Below are 17,047 nucleotides of genomic sequence, written 5' to 3' on the forward strand. Positions count from 1 at the left end.
TCGCCGGTTCCTGGAAGTGTCTAGTTCACAACCGCAGCAGTCCCTGGTGGACGCGGTGCAGCAAGGCCAGCGGCGGCCGCCCGGCGCGCCCGAGCTGCGCGACCTCGGCGACGAGCAGCCCGCAGTCGATGCCGCGCTGCACGAGAGCGCGGGTGTCGTCCAGCGACCGGATCAGGTAAGCGGAGACTTCGGCGATCGAGGTGGGGATCTGACACATCCGGCACAGGGCGGCGAGGTCCGGCTCGAGCCGGCCGGCGCCCCGGTGCCGCCCGGTGGCGAACAGCATGACTTCCGGCGGGAGGACGTGCCGGGCCCGTGGGGGTGGTGGTGCGGTGCCGCGGACGTAGGGCCTCGGACGCGGCGGCTCGGGCCCGTCGAGGGGTTCGCGGGTGGGCGGCCCGGGGACGGGTGGGCCGGGTTCTTCGGGGCGGGTGCCGAGGCCGGCCGCGCGCCGGCCGCGGGTGCGGTGGTGCTCGACGGATTCGCCGGGCTCACCGGGCCGCCGCGGGCGGGCGGCTTCGTGTGGGCGGGTTCCGGACGTGGGTTCGGCCAGGTTGATCCGGTCCGGGCCGGGGACGGCCGCGCCTTGGCCGGTGCGGGCGGGACCGGCGGTCTCGCCGCGGCGGGTTGCTGCGCGGGGGGTGGGGTCGGCCTTGCCGGGGCGGGTCGCGTGGGCGGCCTCTCCGCCGGTGCGGTCGGCGGCCTGCCCGGCCTTCGCCTTGCGCGTGCCCTTGCCCCGCCCGGCCGCGCCGCCGGCCGCGCTACCGCCCGCGCCGCCGCCCGCGCCGCCGGCCGCGCTACCGCCCGCGCCGCCACCCGGATCGCCGCCTTCGGCCGCCTTCACCTGGGGATGTGTCGGGTCGGACTTGGGTTTGGGTGTGAATCCGTGCGCCGCCCACACCTCGTAGTCGCCCCAGCCGCCGAAGGACAAGGCAGCCGTTCCGATCTTCGCGGCGCGGCGATTGTGGGTGTTCTTCATGTACACGGCCTCGAAACCGGTCGAACGGGCTGATGAGCCACCTTCACCCACGGCCCCGGCCGGGTGTCAAGCCACGTTGCCTTAATGTAGGGATTTCTGGGTCTTCGTGGGTAGTGCGTTGTCGCTGGGGGCAAAGTACAGACAAAACGAAGGTCGTGGACTTGTTAAACCAACATTCATGGTCCTACCCTGGGCAGCCACGTCACCCCCTTGGTGAACCACGGTGCGGTGACGGCAAGCAAGCCGCTGCGGGGCGGAGGGTGATGGTGGTGTCCGGACCAGGTGGAACCGGATCGGCGTTGCCGGTCGCGTCTGCCCTGTGCGCCGCCGCCGTCCGGGAGCCCGGTGCTCTCGACACGCCCGTCGCCGCGCCGGTGCTGACCGTTCCCTGGCTGGGGGAGCGGGACGATCGCTCGCGCCGGACCGCCGAAGCGCGCCTGGTCGAGCGGGAGGACGAGCTCGCCGTGCTGCGGCGCGGGATCCGTGGGGTGCTGACCGGGCGATCCGGCCAGGTGACCGTCGTGGGCCCGCGCGGGGCGGGGCGCAGCGCCTTGCTCGTCGCCGCCGTGCGGGAAGCGCGGGTCGCGGGCGTGATCACCGCCTTCGCCTCCTGCTCGCCGGGTGAATCCGCCGTGCACCGGGGTGTCATCAACCGGCTCTTCGCCGACATCGCCGACGCCGACTGCCGGCTCGACGGCGGCCGGCGCTCCTGCGGCCGCGCCTCGGCCGACCGGTCCATCCCGACCCTGTGCGGCGACTTCGTGGGCGTCGCGAGCCAAGGGCCACTGCTGATCGCCGTCGACGACGTCCAGTGGGCCGACCCCGGCTCGAAAGCCTGGCTCGAAGCCATGGAGCACCGGCTGCAGCAGGCGCCGATGCTGCTGGTCCGCTCGGTGCTCGCCACCGGTGAGCACGCGGCCGCGCCCGGCGGGGACACCGCCGCCGTCCGGCTGCTCACCCGGGACGGCCTGCGGCAGCTGGTCGGCGACCGCTTCCCCGGCAGCGTGCCCGACCCCCGGTTCACCGCCGGGCTGCACGAAGCCACCGGCGGGCGGCCCGCACGGGTCGTGCCGGTGCTCGAGCGGCTCGCCGCCGCCGGACAGGACCCGGTGGCCGAGCACCTGCCCGCCGTCACCGCGCACCTGGCCGACGTCCGCGCCGCCGAACTGGCCGTGTCGATCGCGGCCCTGCCCGCCGACGCCCTGAACCTCCTGCGCGCCATCGCGGTGTCCCGCGGGCTGCTCGACTTCGACCTCGTGACGAACCTGGCGGGCCCGCTCGCCGGCCGGGTCGGCGACGCCCTGCGCCAGCTGGCCGGGTTCGGCCTGGTGCGCGAAGACGCGCCGACGCGCATCGCCGACGCCGCCACCGCGGACGCCGCCCTCGGCACGCTGAGCGCCGCGGACCGCGGCCAGCTCGCGAACCGGTGCGTCGAACTGGCCTACCGCGCCGCGGTGCCCGACGACCAGCTCGCCGAGCTGCTCGCCGCGGTGCGCCCGGTCGGGGCGTCCTGGGCGGTCGCGACGCTGCGCCGGGCCGCGGAGCGCCGCCGGTCCCTCGGCGACGACGCGGGCGCGGCCCGGCTGCTGGGCCGGGCGCTGCGGGAACCGGTCAGCCCGGCCGAACGCCGGAAGCTGATGCTGGGGCTGGCCCTGGCCGAGGTCGCCGACGAACCGGAGCTGAGCGACCAGCGCCTGCAGCGCGTGCTGCTCGACACCGGTCCCGAAGTCTCCGGCGCGGTCCTGCTCGAAGCGGCCGACCACCTGCTCGCCCGTGGCGACACCCGCACCGCGTACCGGGTGATCGCCACGACCTGCCGCCGCCGCAGCGGGTTCGAGGCCGGCACCTCCGCGCTGGCCGCCCTCGGCCGGCTGGCCCAGGAAGACTGCGCGGCCGGTCCGGTGGGCCCGGCCCCCGTCTTCGACGCGCCGCGGCCGGGGCCCGGGGACCCCGATCCCGTGCGCGCGGCGACGACCGCGGTGGAACTCGCCCGCCGCGGCCGGCATCCCGGCCGGGCCCGGGAACTCGCCCGGCTCGCACTCGAACCGCGCGCGAACCTGCCGCACACCTTGCGCCTGCAAGCCGCGTGGGTGCTGCTGTGCACCGACGACCTGTCCGAGGCCGTGCTCAGCCTCACCGACGTCCACTCCGACGCGATCCGCGCCGGGGCGCGCGCGGTCGCGGCGAACGCGGTGCTGCTGCGGGCGCGCTGCGAACTGCGCCGCGGCAACCTCGGCCAGGCCCAGGCCGATCTCGAAGCCGCGATCGCGCGGCTGCCCGAACGCGCCTGGCACCCGCGGGTCCGGCCCGGCCTGCGCGCCGTGCGCGCGGAGGCGGCGCTCGCCGCGATGCGGCTCGACGAAGCCGAACGTGCGGTGGGCCCGGTGCTCCCGGCCGGCGCGGACGACGGGCCGGCCGCCGGGTACCTGCTGCTGCAACGCGGGCGCGTGCACCTGGCGAAGGGCGACGCGCAAACCGCGCTGGAAGCGTTCCGCGCGGCCGGCCGCGGGACCACCGGGCGGCGCGAAGGCAACCCCGTCGACCTGCCGTGGCGGACCGGCGCGGCACTGGCCCTGGCCCGTTCCGGGGCCGGCGGGGCCGAGGAGCTGGCGCGGGAAGCCTTGGCGCGCGCGGAAACCTGGGGGGTGCCGGGGGCGCGCGGGGCCACCAGCCTGCGCCTGGCCGACGTCTTCACCGGCAGCGAACGCCGGGCGCACCTCGAACGCGCGGTCCTGCTGCTGGAGGGGACGGCCCGGCGCGTCGACTTCCTGACCGCCGTCACCGAACTCGCCGCCACGCGGCTCGACGACGGCGCCGTCACCGAGGCCGCCGCACTGCTCGGGCGGGTGGCGACGCTGCGGCCGCAGCTGCTGCCGGCGGGACTGGCGGAGAAGATCCGCGACGTCTCCGGCCGGCTGGCGCGCCGCGGGCCGGACGCCGCCGCGCGGCCCGCGCCCGGCGACTCCGCCGGCGCACTGTCCGAACAGGAGGCCCGGATCGCCGCGCTCGCCGCCGCGGGCCGGACGAACCCCGAGATCGCGCGGGCGCTGCAGCTGAGCAGCCGGCTGGTCGAGCTGCGCCTGACCCGGATCTACCGCAAGCTGACCGTGACCGGCCGGGGGCAGCTCGCCGAGCTGATGAGCCCCGGATCCGCTGCGAGTTGATGACCGGTGCTGCTGGAGCGTGACACCGAACGGGCCGCGATCGCGACCGCGCTGAACGCGGCCGCGGGCGGCGACGGCTCCCTGCTGCTGATCAGCGGCCCGGCCGGCAGCGGGAAGTCCGCGCTGCTGCGGGACACCATGACGGCGGCGCTCGGCGCGGGCGCCCGGGTGCTGCGCGCGGACGCCACCCGGCTCGAAGAGGACTTCGCCTTCGGCATCGCCCAGCAGCTGTGCCGCCCGGTACTCGTCGCGGCCGGTGAAGCCGAACGGGACCGGTGGTTCCAGGGCGCGTCCGAGCAGATCCTGCGTGCCCTGACCGAAGAGCGGCTCATCACCAACGGGCACGAGCACTACCTGCCGACCGAAGCCGTCCTCTATGGACTGCACACGGTCGTGCACGCGATGTCCCACGACGACCTGGTCGTGGTGATCGTCGACGACCTGCAGTGGGCCGACCAGGGATCGCTGCGGTTGCTGGGCTACCTCGCCAAGCGGCTGAGCGGGTCGCGGATCCTGCTGGCGCTGGCGCTGGCCGACGAGTGCGAGGCGCCGAAGTACCCGCTGGTGCACGAACTGGTGACCGCGGCCGCGCGGATCGTCGTGCCCGCGCCGCTTTCGCGGTCCGCGGTCGCATCGATGGCCGAGATCGCGTTCGGCGAGGCCGCCGAGGAACCGTTCACCGCGATGCTGCACGAAGTCTCCGGCGGCAACCCGGCCGCCGTCGCGACCGTCCTCACCGGACTGGTCGCCGAGGGGTTGCGGCCGGTCGCCGCGCAGACCGCGGCGGCGGAGACCGAAGCCGTGCGGTTGCTCGACCACCGCGTCCTGATGTCGCTGGGTTCGCAGCCGCCCGCGGTGCTCGCGCTGGCCCGCGCGGTCGCGGTGCTGGGCGACCGCGCCGAGCCCGCCCTCGCCGCCGACCTCGTCGGGCTCGACGACGTCGAGTACTCCTCGGCGGTGCAGCACCTCGAACGGCTGCGCCTGGTCGAGCGCGAGGACGACCGGATCGGCTTCGTCACCACGAGCGTGCGCGACGGCATCGAGTCCGCGATCCCGGTGGAACTGCGGGAAAACCTCTACCGGCGCGCGGCGCGGCTGCTCTACGAGCACGGCCGCCCGGCGGAGCGGGTGGCCGAGACGCTGATGAAGGTCGGCATCGCCGAAGACCCCTGGGAAGTGCGGATCCTCAGCTCGGCCGCGGCGACCGTGCTGGAGCGCGGGGCCGGCGAGCTCGCGGCGCGCTACCTGCGCCGGGCCCTGCTGAACACCGCGCCCGACAGCGAAGAACGCGGCCGGCTGCTCGTCGAACTCGCCGCCGCCGAACGGGGATTCGACCTCGTCGCCGCGGCCCGGCACCTGTCGCAGGCGCTGTCGCTGCTGCCACCCGGCCCGCAGCAGGCGGAAGCGGCGCTGTGGATCCCGCCCGCGTTCGCCGCGTCGGCGCCGAACGTCGGCGCGGCCGTGCGCGCCGCCGTCGAACCCGTGCTGCGCGAAGGGGAACCGGTGGAGCTGGCGTTGCGGGCCGAAGCCCGGGCCTGGTACCCGGGGATCGGGCAGCCGGGCGGCGGCGAGGCCGCGCTGGCCCGGCTCACCGAACTCGAGCACGCCGAACGCCTGGATTCGCCGGCCGGCCGGGAGCTCGCGGTGGTGCTGCTGCACAGCGCGGTGCTCTCGGGCAGCGTGGCGGTCGACGACGTCGAGACCGTCCTCAAGCGACTCGTCAGCGAAGAGCCGCTCGATCCGCGGCACGCCTACACGTCCCTGCCGTTGCTGGTGTCCACCACGGTCCTCGCCGATCACGCCGCGGTGCTCGAGCCCGCGCTGATCGCGGCCGCCCAAGCGGCCCAGGACCACTGGCCGGACACCGCGCCGCTGATCGCCGCCGAAACCGCGGAAGTCAAGCTGGCGCAGGGGGAGCTGGCCAAGGCGCGGCGCATCGCGCTCGGTGTCATGGAGGGCACCGACCACGAAGCCTGGCCGGACGCGCTCGCGCTGTCGGTCACCACCCTCGCCCAGATCGCCTTGGAGACCCAGGATCCCGAGCTCGGCGAACGCCTGCTGGGCACGCCGATGGACAGCACCGACCACCGCGTGTTCGCCGCCCGGCGGCTGACCCGCGGCATGATCGACCTGGTCCGCGGCGACCCGGCGACCGCGCTGGGCCGCTTCCTCGACTGCGGGCGGCGCTTGGAGCGCGAAGGCTGGCTCAACACCCCGCAGTACCCGTGGCGGATCTGGGCGGCACTGGTGGGCCAGCGGCTCGGCGACCTGTCCGCGGCCCAGGCGCACGCGGCCGAAGAGGACCAGTTCGCGCAGCGGTGGGGCACCCCGCTGAGCGTCGGGCGTTCCCTGCGCCTGCAAGGGATGCTGACCGGCGGTGCGGACGGCATCGCACTGCTGCAGGAGGCCGCCGGCATCCTGCGCGAGTCGGAGAACGTCGTCGAGCGGGCCCGCACCGCGGTGGTGCTGGGCACCCGGCTGCTCGGCGCCGGGCTGCCCGGCGCCGAAGACCTGCTGGCCGAGGGCCGGGAACTGGTCAAGGCGATCGGCGCGTCCTGGCTGGACGGCAGCGGCGAAACCGAGCTGAACGGCCCCGTGCTGCGGGTTTCCGGCGACAGCTTGGGAAACCTGACCAAGACCGAGGCCGCGGTCGCGCGGCTCGTGGTGCGCGGCTGGACGAACCAGCGGATCGCCGATTCCCTCGGCGTCACGCGGCGGGCGGTCGAGAAGAACCTCACCGGCACCTACCGCAAGCTCGAGGTCAGCGGCCGCGCCGAGCTCATCGAGCGCCTCGGCGCGCTCGACCAGGAGAGCTGATTCCCCGTGCCGTACTCCCGCACCGCGGGTCCGCACCCCCGAGGTTCGGTACGCGGGTGCGGTGCGGGGTGCGGGGTACGGACCCCCCTTTCCCCGGATTTCCCAGGTCGGGAGCCAAAAGGGCACCTCGGTGCCCGCGGGAGTGCGGGTTCGGTACCGCACCGCACCGCACCGCACTCCGAACCTCCGTACCCCCGGCCCCACCGCACCACAGTGTTAAGACCGGGTTTCCGGATGGTGTTGCCCGTGCTAATCAAGCGTGCATAACATGATCTGCATCACCCCGGAGACGCGGCTCACCCAGTGAGTGCCAGCCGTCGGCCTTCTTGCCCCCGGGGCTTCAGCTTCCAGCCGGAGAAAGGAATGCCTTCATGAGTGCGGACGTCGCGGATCTGGCTGAAGGTGTCGGTGTGGCCGTGGTGGACCGGGTTTCCCGGACCGCGACGCGCATGCCGGCGCTGCGGGCGATCACCCCCGAGATGTGCATGGTGAACCTCGACCACCGGCTGCGGATCGTGTCGGCCAGCATGGAGTTCTTCCGCGTCTTCGAGCGCAGCTCGGACGCGGTCACCGGGACCGGTCTCTGCGACCTGCTGCACCCCAGCGTGCGGAGCAAGGTCGAGAACCAGCTGCGGCTGCTGGCACGCGGGGAGCGCAGCCGGTTCGTCGAGCGGATCCTGGTGATGCGGGTGAACGGCACGACGCTTTCCGGTGAGTTCATCGGCTCCACGGTGCACGGCGTCGGTGACCGCCTCGACAGCCTGACGGTCGTGTTCCGGCCGGACAAGAACGAGCGCGGCAACCAGGTCGCCTGCAGCAAGAAGAAGATCCTGTCCGAGATCGACGCCCGCATCCTCGAGGGCGTCGCCTCCGGGGTCTCCACGATCCAGCTGGCGGCCAACCTCTACATGAGCCGCGGCGGCGTGGAGTACCACGTGACGACGTTGCTGCGGAAGATGAAGGTGAAGAACCGGCCGGCGCTGATCTCGAAGGCCTATTCGATGGGCATCTTCGGGGTCGGGTCGTGGCCCCCGCGTGCGCTGCCGGATTTCGTGCGGTGACGCGGCCATGGCTGCGACGGCCCTTCCGGCGGGCGAGCTGACCGACCGGGCCCGGGCGATGCTGCTGGCGGTCGCGTCCGGCCGGGCGGAGACCGCCTGCAGCTGCGAGCCGGACCTCTACATCGACGGCCTGGTCTGCTGCGACCAGTACACCGCCCACCTGCTCGCCCACCGCGGCCTCGTCGAGCCGGCGCGGCTGGGCCGCGTGGGACAGCGGGTGCGGGCCCGGCTGACCCCCGCGGGGGCCGCGGCGCTCGGGACGGTGGACGAAACGGCGTGACGTGCGAAAACCGCTTGGCGGGCCGGGTGCCCCTCCGGAAATCGGAGGGTCGCCCGGCCCGTCTTGTCGTGGCCCGGCGCCCGGGGGTGTCCTATATGGCTTTGTGTTGGTTTGGGAATACGCGCCGTGGTCGGCATTCTTCCAGGCTCAGGCGTCAAGACTGCGGGTTCGGGAAGATAACGGTTGAACTTTCGGTGAAGCAGGGTCTTGCAAACCCATACGAACACAGGCAATATCAACCAAATCAACGAGGACCCCGGCGGAGGTGTGCTGAAGTGTTCGTGACCCTGACGGCGAACCCGAGCGTCGACCGGACGATCGAGGTCGACCGGCTCATCCGGGGCGAGCTGCACCGGGCGACGGGTGCGCATGTCCAGCCGGGAGGCAAGGGCATCAACGTCGCACGCGCCTTGGTGCGCAACGGACTCAAGGCCCGGGCCGTCGTCCCGGCCGGTGGGGCCGACGGCGATCACCTGATCAGCCTGCTGCGCGCCTACAACATCGACGTGGTCCGGGTGCGGACCGCGGAACCTGTGCGCAGCAACATCAGCGTGGTCGAACCCGACGCGACCGTCACCAAGGTGAACGAGAGCGGCCCGCACCTTTCCGGCGCGGAGCTGGAAACCCTCTGCGACACCTTGATGTCCCACGTGGCCGACGCGGAATGGGTGGTGGCGGCGGGAAGCCTGCCGCCCGGCGCCGGGGAGGACTTCTACGCCGACCTGATCGCGCGCCTGGCCCCGACCGGCGCCAAGGTCGTCGTGGACACCAGCGGCCCGGCGTTCCGCACTTCGGTCAAGGCCGGCCCGGCCTTGGTGAAGCCGAACCTCGACGAGCTCGAGGAAGCGGTCGGCCGGCAGTTGGACACCGTGCGGGACGTCGTCGACGCCGCACAGGAGCTCCGCGCGCTCGGCGCGGGCACGGTTCTCGCCAGTCTCGGCAGCAAAGGTGCCGTGCTGGTGGAAGACGCGGGAGTCTGGTGCGCCAACGCATCGGCCGAACCGCGGAGCTCGGTCGGGGCCGGCGACGCGATGCTCGCCGGTTTTCTGGCGGCAGGGGGGAGTGGCCCGCAGGCGCTGGCCACCGCCGTCGCCTGGGGAGCGGCCGCCGTGTCGCTGCCCGGGAGCACGATGCCGGGTCCCGAAGACGTGGGGGCGCGTCGAGTACGGGTGGACCCGCGTCCGGAGTGGGACGAGAAGGTGCGCGAGTAGCGCACCGGACCGGACCGCTCACGCCATCGCTGGATGGCGATCCCTCCGAAAACCCTTTCCAGAGAAGGAAGCCAACGATGACTACCACTACGGAGCGCGAAGAGGAAGCCACTCCGTCGAGGGCGGAACGCGCGCGGGTCACCATCCAGCGGTTCGGCGGGCACCTCGCCGGCATGGTCATGCCGAACATCGGCGCGTTCATCGCCTGGGGGCTGATCACCGCGCTGTTCATCCCGAGCGGCTGGACGCCCAACGCGCACATCGCCGAGCTCGTCGACCCGATGATCAACTTCCTGCTGCCGGTGCTGATCGGCTACACCGGCGGCCGGATGGTGCACGGCCAGCGCGGCGCCGTCGTCGGTGCGGTTGCCACGGTCGGCATCGCGGTCGGCGCGTCGATCCCCATGTTCCTCGGCGCGATGATCGTGGGCCCGCTGGGCGGCTTCCTGATCAAGCTGTGGGACGAGAAGGTCGGCAGCAAGACCGCGCCGGGCTTCAAGATGCTGGTCGACAACTTCAGCGCCGGCATCATCGGCGGCACGCTGGCGGTGCTGGGCATGCTGGGCATCGGCCCGGTCGTGCAGGGCATCACCAAGGCACTCGGCAACGGCGTCCAGGGCCTGATCGACGCCCACCTGCTGCCGCTGGTCTCGCTCATCGTCGAACCGGCCAAGGTGCTCTTCCTCAACAACGCGATCAACCACGGCGTGCTGAGCCCGCTGGGCGTGGCCGACGCGCTGAAGGACGGCAAGGCGATCGAGTTCCTGATCGAGCCGAACCCCGGCCCCGGTCTCGGCATCCTGCTGGCCCTCACCTTGTTCGGCGCCCGCAGCGCCAGGGCCACCGCGCCGGGCGCGATCGTCATCCAGTTCCTCGGCGGCATCCACGAGATCTACTTCCCGTACATCCTGGCGACCCCGCGGCTGATCCTGGCCGCGATCGCCGGTGGCGCGGCGGGGGTCGCGACGTTCAGCATCTTCGGCGCGGGCCTGACCGCCACGCCGTCGCCGGGCAGCATCATCGCGGTGCTCGCCGTGACGCCGAAGGGCGGCTACCTGGGCGTCGTCGCCGGGGTGCTGGTCGCCGCGGTCGTCTCGTTCATCGTCGCCGCCGCACTGCTGAAGTTCGGCCGGGACGCGCGCAGGGAAGAGCGCGAGGCGGCCATCGCCTCCGGGGGAACCGTGGCGGCGTGACGATCACCGTCGATCGAAGGAAGGAAGCACGGGAATGAGCAGCATCGAAGGCAAGGAAGTCAAGAAGGTCATCATCGCCTGCGACGCCGGCATGGGCAGCAGCGTGATGGTCGCCTCCCAGCTGGCCAAGCGGCTGAAGCCGTACTCGGTGAAGGTCGAGCACACGCCGGTCAACGAGATCCCGGGGGACGCGCAGGTCGTGCTGTGCCAGTCCACCCTGGTCAGCCGGGCGCGCAAGGCCAACGGCACCGCGGTGATCCTGGGCTTCCAGAGCTTCCTCGGCGACCCGGTCTTCGACCGCGTCGAGCAGGCGATCCGGGACGGCGGTTCCCTTGCCGACTGACGCGACCATCCTCGGCGCCGAGTCCGTGCTCATCGGCTGCACCGCCCCCGACCAGGCGGACGCGATCACCCAGGTCGGGCGGAAGCTCCTCGAACTGGGGGCGGTGGAGCCGGGGTACCTCGACGCGATGCACGAACGCGAAAAGTCCGTGTCGACCTACCTCGGCGAGGGCGTCGCGATCCCGCACGGCACCGACGAGTCCCGCAAGTTCGTCAAGCGCACCGCGCTGGCGATCCTCCAGTTCCCCGCCGGGGTCGACTGGGACGGCAACGACGTCCGGCTCTGCGTCGGCATCGCGGCCAAGGGTTCGGAGCAGGTCGGGATCCTGTCCTCGCTGGCCCGGATCCTGATGGATTCCGAACAGGTCAAGCAACTGCGCGAGGCACCGGACGCCGAAACGATCCTGCGACTGTTGAACGAAGTGGACGAGGAGTTTTCCCGATGAAGGTGGCACGTTTCTACGCGCCGGGCGACCTGCGGGTCGAGGACGCGGACGAGCCGAACCCCGGCCCGGACGAGATCAAGATCCGGGTGCACAACACGTCGACGTGCGGCACGGACCTGAAGATCTTCCGGCACGGGCACCACCACATCGACCCGCCGCGCGTGATCGGGCACGAGATCGCCGGCGAAGTCGTGGAAACCGGGGCCGGCGTGTCCGGCTGGGCGCCCGGCGACCGGGTCCAGGTCATCGCGGCCATCCCGTGCGGCGAGTGCAAGCAGTGCCGCAAGGGGCTGCAGCAGGTCTGCCCGAACCAGCTGTCGATGGGCTACCACTTCGACGGCGGGTTCGCCGAGTACATGATCGTGCCGAAGCAGGTCCTCAAGGTCGACGGCGTCAACCGGATCCCCGACGGCGTCAGCTACGCCGAGGCCTCGGTGGCCGAGCCGCTCGCGTGCGTCCTCAACGGACAGAACTTCGCGCAGGTCGGCGAGGGTGACGTCGTCGTGGTCGTCGGCGCCGGCCCGATCGGCTGCCTGCACGTGCGGCTGGCCCGCGCCAAGGGCGCGGCCGCGGTCTACCTGGTCGAGCTCAACCGCAACCGGCTGGACCTCGCGGCCGAGCTCGTCAAGCCGGACGCCGCGATCTGCGGCAGCGAGGTCGACGTGGTCGAGAAGGTCCTCGAGCTCACCGGCGGCGACGGCGCCGACGTGGTCATCACGGCCGCGGCGGCGGGCAAGGCGCAGGAGGACGCGCTGAAGATGACCGCGCGCCGCGGCCGGATCAGCTTCTTCGGCGGCCTGCCGAAGGACAACCCGATCATCGCGTGCGACTCGAACCTGGTGCACTACCGGGAGCTGACCATCTACGGCGCCAACGGGTCCAGCCCCGACCACAACCGCCAGGCGCTGGAGCTGATCTCGTCGGGCAAGGTCCCGGTCGACGACCTGATCACCCACCACCTGCCGCTGTCGGACGTGCTGAAGGCGATCGACATCGTCAGCAGCGGCGAGGCGATCAAGGTGACGATCGAGCCGGGCACCGTCTCCGCGTAGGCGGTGCGGCGCGGATTTGAGGAGGCGACCAACGGTGGTTGACGAACTGCGCGGCAACCCGGCGAGCCCGGGCGCGGCCGCCGGCCCGGTGGTGCGGCTGACGCCGCCCCCGGTGCTGCCGGAGCACTGGGACGCCCCGGCGGCTCCCGAAGCGGAGCTGGCGGCGGCGACCGAAGCGCTCGACGCGGCGGTGGCGGACCTGGAGAAGCGCGCGGCTTCGGTGTCGGGCGAGTCGAAGTCCATCATGGACACCCAGATCATGATGGCGCAGGACCCGTCGCTGCGGACCGGCGTCGCCGACGGGGTGGCCGGCGGCCGCCCCGCGGCCTGGGCGATCCGCGACGCGTTCGGCAAGCACGTGGCCGCGCTCGAGGCCATCGGTGGTTACCTCGGCGAGCGGGCGGCGGACCTGATCGACATCCGCGACCGCGCGATCGCCGCCGCGCTGGGCCTGGCCCAGCCGGGCATCCCGGCGGTCGACGGGGCGTTCGTCCTCGTCGGCCAGGACATCGCGCCGGCCGACACGGTCCTGCTCGACCCGGCGAAGGTGCTCGGCATCGTCACCGAGAAGGGCGGGCCGACCAGCCACACGGCGATCGTCGCCCGGGCGCTGGGGATCCCCGCGGTGGTCGGCTGCGCCGGCGCCGCGGGCCTGGCGGACGGCACGAGGATCGCGGTCGACGGCACGCGCGGCACCGTCGCCGTCGACCCGGACGACGAGTACGTCCGCCGGATCGAAGCGGAATCGGCTTCACTGAAGGAAAAGCTCGCGGCGCACAGCGGTCCCGGTGCCACGGCGGACGGTCACCCGGTCAAGCTCCTGCTCAACGTCGGCAGCGCCGGCGGGGCGGAGTCGGACGCCGCGGCCGACGCCGAAGGGGTCGGGCTGTTCCGCACCGAGTTCCTGTTCCTGGACCGCACGGAGGCCCCGACGGTCGAGGAGCAGCGGGCGGCGTACGGCGAGGTGCTGCGCGGGTTCGGCGGCCGGCCGGTCGTCATCCGCACGCTCGACGCCGGGGCCGACAAGTACATCCCGTTCGCCAACACCGAAGACGAGCCGAACCCGGCTCTGGGGGTGCGCGGGTACCGCGTCGGCGTCCGCAACCCGGGTCTGCTCACCGCGCAGCTGGAGGCGATCAGCCTCGCGGCGGGCGATCACGACGCGGACGTGCGGGTGATGGCGCCGATGATCGCCACTCCCGCGGAGGCGGCGGCGTTCCGCGACCTGGCCCGGGAACACGGGATCACCAAGACCGGCGTGATGATCGAGGTGCCGGCCGCGGCGATCCGGGCGCGGGACATCCTCGCGGAAGTCGACTTCGTCAGCATCGGCACCAACGACCTCTCGCAGTACACCTACGCCGCCGACCGCATGCTCGGCGAACTGGGGGAGCTGCTGGACCCGTGGCAGCCGGCGCTGCTGGCCCTGGTGGCCACCGTCGCCGCGGCGGCGAAGGAGGCCGGCAAGAGCGCCGGTATCTGCGGCGAGGCGGCGAGCGACCCCGGCCTGGCGCCGGTGTTCGCCGGGCTCGGCATCACCAGCCTGTCGATGTCGGTGTCCGCGGTCCCGGCGGTGCGGGCCGCGTTGAAGGACTACACGTTGGAGCAGTGCGAAATCCTGGCCGGGGAGGTGCTGACGGCACCGGACGTGCCGTCGGCGCGCAAGGTCGTCGAAGAGTTCTCGGCCCGGTCGGTCGACTAGCGATCACGAGATGGGAAGTTCCTGATGTCCAGTAGGAAAGTGGTGATCGGCTCGCCCGTCGGGCTGCACGCGCGGCCGGCGAAGCTGCTCGTCGAGCTGGCGGGCCGCCTGCCGGTCCCGGTGAAGATCGGCCGCGACGAGAACCAGCTGGTCGACGCGGGCAGCATCCTCGGGGTGATGGCCCTCGGCGTCCGCGGCGGCGAAGAGGTGCTGCTGACCGCGGAAGGCGAAGGCGCCGAGGAGGCGCTGGCGGAGGTGGCGGAGCTGCTGGCCCGCGACCTCGACTCGGCGGAGCAGCCGGCCGGCTGACGCAGCCGGACCCTTCGACTTCCGGCGGGCCGTCCGTTCACTGTACGGGCGGCTCGCCGGAGCCCCACCCGAGAAGCGCCCACCACCCCGGTGGGCGCTTCTTCGCGGGTTCAGCGCACTCCGTAGAACTCCGCGACGCGGGCCGCGATGAAGTCCTGGTCCGCTTCGGACAGTCCGGTGTGCGTCGGCAGGCACAGGCCGGCGGCCGAGAACTTCGCCGCGTTCAGCTCCGGCCACGACGGATCGAGGTACATCGGCTGGCGGCTCATCGGGGGGAAGAACACCCGCGTCTCGATGCCCGCCGCGGCCAGGTGGGCCTTCAGCTCGTCGCGGTCCTCGGCCAGCACGTCGTACATCCACAGGACGTCGCGGCCGGGCATGCGCGTGATCCCGGGGAAGTCCAGGCGCTCGTCGTAGCGCTTCTCGACCTGGGCGCGCAGCTCCAGGATCTCGTCGAGCTTCTCGACCTGCGCGAGCGCCACGGCGGCCTGCAGGTTGGTCATCCGGAAGTTGTAGGCCAGGTTCTTGTGCACGAAGTCGTGGGCCTTGCCGGTCGCGAACCCGCGCAGGTGGGCCATCTGGGCGGCCAGCCGCGGGTCGTCGGTCAGGCAGATCCCGCCCTCGCCGGCCGTCACGATCTTGTTGGCGTAGAGCGAAAAGCAGGCGATGTCCCCGACCGGGCGGACCCCGTGCGCCTCCGCGGTGTCCTCGACCACCCGCAGGTTGTACTCGAAGGCCAGCTCCATGACGGCGTCCATGTCGCAGCGGCGGCCGTGCACGTGGACCGGCATGATCGCCTTGGTGCGGGGCGTGATCGCCGCCTCGGCCGGAACCGGGTCGATCGTGAGGTCGTCGCGGCAGTCCACGAACACCGGTGTCGCGCCGGTGTAGGTGACCGCCCACGCCGAAGCGACGAAGGTGCACTCGGGCACCAGGACCTCGTCGCCCGGGCCGATGCCCAGTGCGCGCAGCGCGAGCGTCAGCGCCGCCGTGCCGGACGAGCACGCGACGCCGTGCGCCTGGCCGTTCCACGCGGCGAACGCGGCTTCGAACCGCGGGACGAACGGACCCTGCGCGGAGATCCAGCCCGTGCCGACCGCTTCGGTCACGTATTCGCGCTCCCGGCCGGTCAGGTACGGCTGGGACACGGGGTAGGCAAAGGCCATCGGTTCCTCGCTCGCTTCGGGGATGGGAGGAAAGCCCCAGGATGGGCCCACCCGCGACGGGAAAACACCAGTGATCGCTGCGGAACACCGGGATTGTCCAATGATTTCCCGAGTCGGCGGGGCGTCCAATGGACCCGATCAGCGGCAATCTCGGTTAGCCGTGGGCACAGCCGGCCGGTGGATGTGGGAGAACCATGACGAAACGAGCTTTGATCACGGGCATCACGGGGCAGGACGGCTCCTACCTGGCCGAGTACCTGCTGAAGCTGGGTTACCAGGTGTGGGGCCTGGTGCGCGGCCAGGCCAATCCGCGCAAGCTGCGCGTCAGCAGGCTGGCCACGGAGCTGAGCTTCGTGCACGGCGACCTGCTCGACCAGGCGAGCCTGGTCGCGGCGGTGGACCTGGTGCAGCCCGACGAGATCTACAACCTGGGCGCGATCTCGTTCGTGCCGATGTCGTGGCAGCAGGCCGAGCTGACCTCGGACGTCAACGGCATGGGCGCGCTGCGGGTGCTCGAGGCGATCCGGATGGTCTGCGGGCTCGACAAGTCCCGCCCGGCGCCGGGCGGCCAGATCCGCTTCTACCAGGCGTCCTCGTCGGAGATGTTCGGCAAGGCCGCGGAAACCCCGCAGAACGAGCGGACGTTCCTGCACCCGCGCAGCCCCTACGGCGTGGCGAAGGCCTACGGGCACTACATCACCCGCAACTACCGCGAGTCGTACGGGATGTTCGGCGTCTCGGGCATCCTGTTCAACCACGAGTCGCCGCGGCGGGGGATGGAGTTCGTCACCCGCAAGATCTCCAGCGCGGTCGCGCGGATCAAGCTCGGGGTGCAGGACGAGCTGCGGCTGGGCAACCTCGACGCGGTCCGCGACTGGGGGTTCGCCGGCGACTACGTGCGCGCGATGCACCTCATGCTCCAGCAGGACGAACCCATCGACTACGTCATCGGCACCGGCCGGATGCACACCGTCCGCGAGGCGGCCGAGATCGCGTTCGCCTCGGTCGGGCTCGACTGGCGCGACCACGTCGTCGTCGACCCGAGCCTGGTGCGCCCGGCCGAGGTCGAGGTGCTCTGCGCCGACGCGACGCTCGCCCGCACCGGCCTGGGCTGGAAACCGACCGTGTCGTTCGAAGAACTGATGCGGATGATGGTCGAGTCCGACCTGACCCAGTCCAGCCGTGAGCTGGACCTGGGCGAGGCGCTGACGGCCGCCGTCTGGTAGCCGGGCGCTTCCTCCCGCGAGGGAAACCAAAAGACATTCGCGCCCCGGGTGGCCACGCCGCCGGGCGCCGGGTTGCCGGAGCAGCAGCCGTCACCGGGG

At 72.5% G+C, this 17,047-nt stretch carries 14 protein-coding genes; 12 read left to right on the plus strand and 2 right to left on the minus strand.

All coding sequences use genetic code 11. The annotated features are described in order from the left end of the window. Positions 1–25 precede the first annotated feature (25 nt). Complete coding sequence (locus AB0M80_RS25675) at positions 26–979, minus strand: DUF742 domain-containing protein (protein WP_364569678.1); 954 nt, start codon at positions 977–979, stop codon at positions 26–28. Between the two features lie 269 nt (positions 980–1,248). On the opposite strand from AB0M80_RS25675, the gene AB0M80_RS25680 reads away from it, so the two are divergent. From AB0M80_RS25680 to AB0M80_RS25730, 11 genes are all read left to right on the plus strand, one after another. Beyond that, the gene (locus AB0M80_RS25680; protein WP_364569680.1) at positions 1,249–4,143 is read left to right on the plus strand and encodes an AAA family ATPase; all 2,895 of its coding nucleotides are present in this window, start codon (positions 1,249–1,251) and stop codon (positions 4,141–4,143) included. Positions 4,144–4,149: 6 nt separating this feature from the next. After that, a complete protein-coding gene (locus tag AB0M80_RS25685; RefSeq protein WP_364569682.1) occupies positions 4,150–6,960 on the plus strand; it encodes a LuxR family transcriptional regulator in 2,811 nt (936 codons plus the stop codon). A gap of 371 nt (positions 6,961–7,331) precedes the next feature. Continuing rightward, positions 7,332–8,021 (plus strand): LuxR C-terminal-related transcriptional regulator, encoded by a 690-nt coding sequence (locus tag AB0M80_RS25690; RefSeq protein ID WP_364569685.1) that lies wholly within the window; start codon positions 7,332–7,334, stop codon positions 8,019–8,021. 7 nt (positions 8,022–8,028) lie between these two features. Then, positions 8,029–8,301 (plus strand): hypothetical protein, encoded by a 273-nt coding sequence (locus AB0M80_RS25695; RefSeq protein WP_364569687.1) that lies wholly within the window; start codon positions 8,029–8,031, stop codon positions 8,299–8,301. Between the two features lie 275 nt (positions 8,302–8,576). Then, a complete protein-coding gene (pfkB, locus tag AB0M80_RS25700) occupies positions 8,577–9,512 on the plus strand; it encodes a 1-phosphofructokinase (RefSeq protein WP_364569690.1) in 936 nt (311 codons plus the stop codon). 77 nt (positions 9,513–9,589) lie between these two features. Next, a complete protein-coding gene (locus AB0M80_RS25705) occupies positions 9,590–10,705 on the plus strand; it encodes a PTS mannitol transporter subunit IICB (protein ID WP_364569693.1) in 1,116 nt (371 codons plus the stop codon). Positions 10,706–10,739: 34 nt separating this feature from the next. Continuing rightward, complete coding sequence (locus AB0M80_RS25710) at positions 10,740–11,048, plus strand: PTS lactose transporter subunit IIB (RefSeq protein ID WP_103355917.1); 309 nt, start codon at positions 10,740–10,742, stop codon at positions 11,046–11,048. Next, positions 11,038–11,493 (plus strand): PTS sugar transporter subunit IIA, encoded by a 456-nt coding sequence (locus tag AB0M80_RS25715; protein WP_364569696.1) that lies wholly within the window; start codon positions 11,038–11,040, stop codon positions 11,491–11,493. The genes AB0M80_RS25710 and AB0M80_RS25715 overlap by 11 nt, the downstream gene beginning before the upstream one ends. Further along, entirely contained in the window at positions 11,490–12,545 is a 1,056-nt protein-coding gene (locus AB0M80_RS25720) for a zinc-dependent dehydrogenase (protein WP_364569698.1), read from the plus strand. Before AB0M80_RS25715 ends, AB0M80_RS25720 begins: the two co-directional genes overlap by 4 nt. Positions 12,546–12,579: 34 nt before the next feature. After that, the gene (gene ptsP / locus AB0M80_RS25725) at positions 12,580–14,247 is read left to right on the plus strand and encodes a phosphoenolpyruvate--protein phosphotransferase (protein ID WP_364569701.1); all 1,668 of its coding nucleotides are present in this window, start codon (positions 12,580–12,582) and stop codon (positions 14,245–14,247) included. Between the two features lie 24 nt (positions 14,248–14,271). Then, on the plus strand, positions 14,272–14,556 hold the full coding sequence (locus AB0M80_RS25730; RefSeq protein ID WP_364569703.1) for an HPr family phosphocarrier protein: 285 nt from the start codon (positions 14,272–14,274) through the stop codon (positions 14,554–14,556). Between the two features lie 110 nt (positions 14,557–14,666). Here AB0M80_RS25730 and AB0M80_RS25735 read toward each other — a convergent pair whose 3' ends face one another. Further along, positions 14,667–15,722, minus strand: coding sequence for a DegT/DnrJ/EryC1/StrS family aminotransferase (locus AB0M80_RS25735; protein WP_364569706.1), 1,056 nt, complete (start codon positions 15,720–15,722; stop codon positions 14,667–14,669). Between the two features lie 194 nt (positions 15,723–15,916). Between AB0M80_RS25735 and AB0M80_RS25740 the strand changes: the two genes are divergently transcribed. Beyond that, positions 15,917–16,948 (plus strand): GDP-mannose 4,6-dehydratase, encoded by a 1,032-nt coding sequence (locus tag AB0M80_RS25740; protein ID WP_364569709.1) that lies wholly within the window; start codon positions 15,917–15,919, stop codon positions 16,946–16,948. Positions 16,949–17,047 lie beyond the last annotated feature (99 nt).

The sequence above is a fragment of the Amycolatopsis sp. NPDC051045 genome (genome assembly GCF_040682955.1).
Lineage (GTDB): Bacteria > Actinomycetota > Actinomycetes > Mycobacteriales > Pseudonocardiaceae > Amycolatopsis.

Excerpts from the sequence above, each read along its gene's own strand:
- AB0M80_RS25695 (WP_364569687.1), top strand. The coding sequence starts at position 8,029 with ATGGCTGCGACGGCCCTTCCGGCGGGCGAGCTGACCGACCGGGCCCGG.
- AB0M80_RS25720 (WP_364569698.1), top strand. The coding sequence starts at position 11,490 with ATGAAGGTGGCACGTTTCTACGCGCCGGGCGACCTGCGGGTCGAGGAC.
- AB0M80_RS25705 (WP_364569693.1), top strand. The coding sequence starts at position 9,590 with ATGACTACCACTACGGAGCGCGAAGAGGAAGCCACTCCGTCGAGGGCG.
- AB0M80_RS25675 (WP_364569678.1), bottom strand. The coding sequence starts at position 979 with ATGAAGAACACCCACAATCGCCGCGCCGCGAAGATCGGAACGGCTGCC.
- AB0M80_RS25735 (WP_364569706.1), bottom strand. The coding sequence starts at position 15,722 with ATGGCCTTTGCCTACCCCGTGTCCCAGCCGTACCTGACCGGCCGGGAG.
- AB0M80_RS25710 (WP_103355917.1), top strand. The coding sequence starts at position 10,740 with ATGAGCAGCATCGAAGGCAAGGAAGTCAAGAAGGTCATCATCGCCTGC.
- AB0M80_RS25730 (WP_364569703.1), top strand. The coding sequence starts at position 14,272 with ATGTCCAGTAGGAAAGTGGTGATCGGCTCGCCCGTCGGGCTGCACGCG.
- AB0M80_RS25690 (WP_364569685.1), top strand. The coding sequence starts at position 7,332 with ATGAGTGCGGACGTCGCGGATCTGGCTGAAGGTGTCGGTGTGGCCGTG.
- AB0M80_RS25740 (WP_364569709.1), top strand. The coding sequence starts at position 15,917 with ATGACGAAACGAGCTTTGATCACGGGCATCACGGGGCAGGACGGCTCC.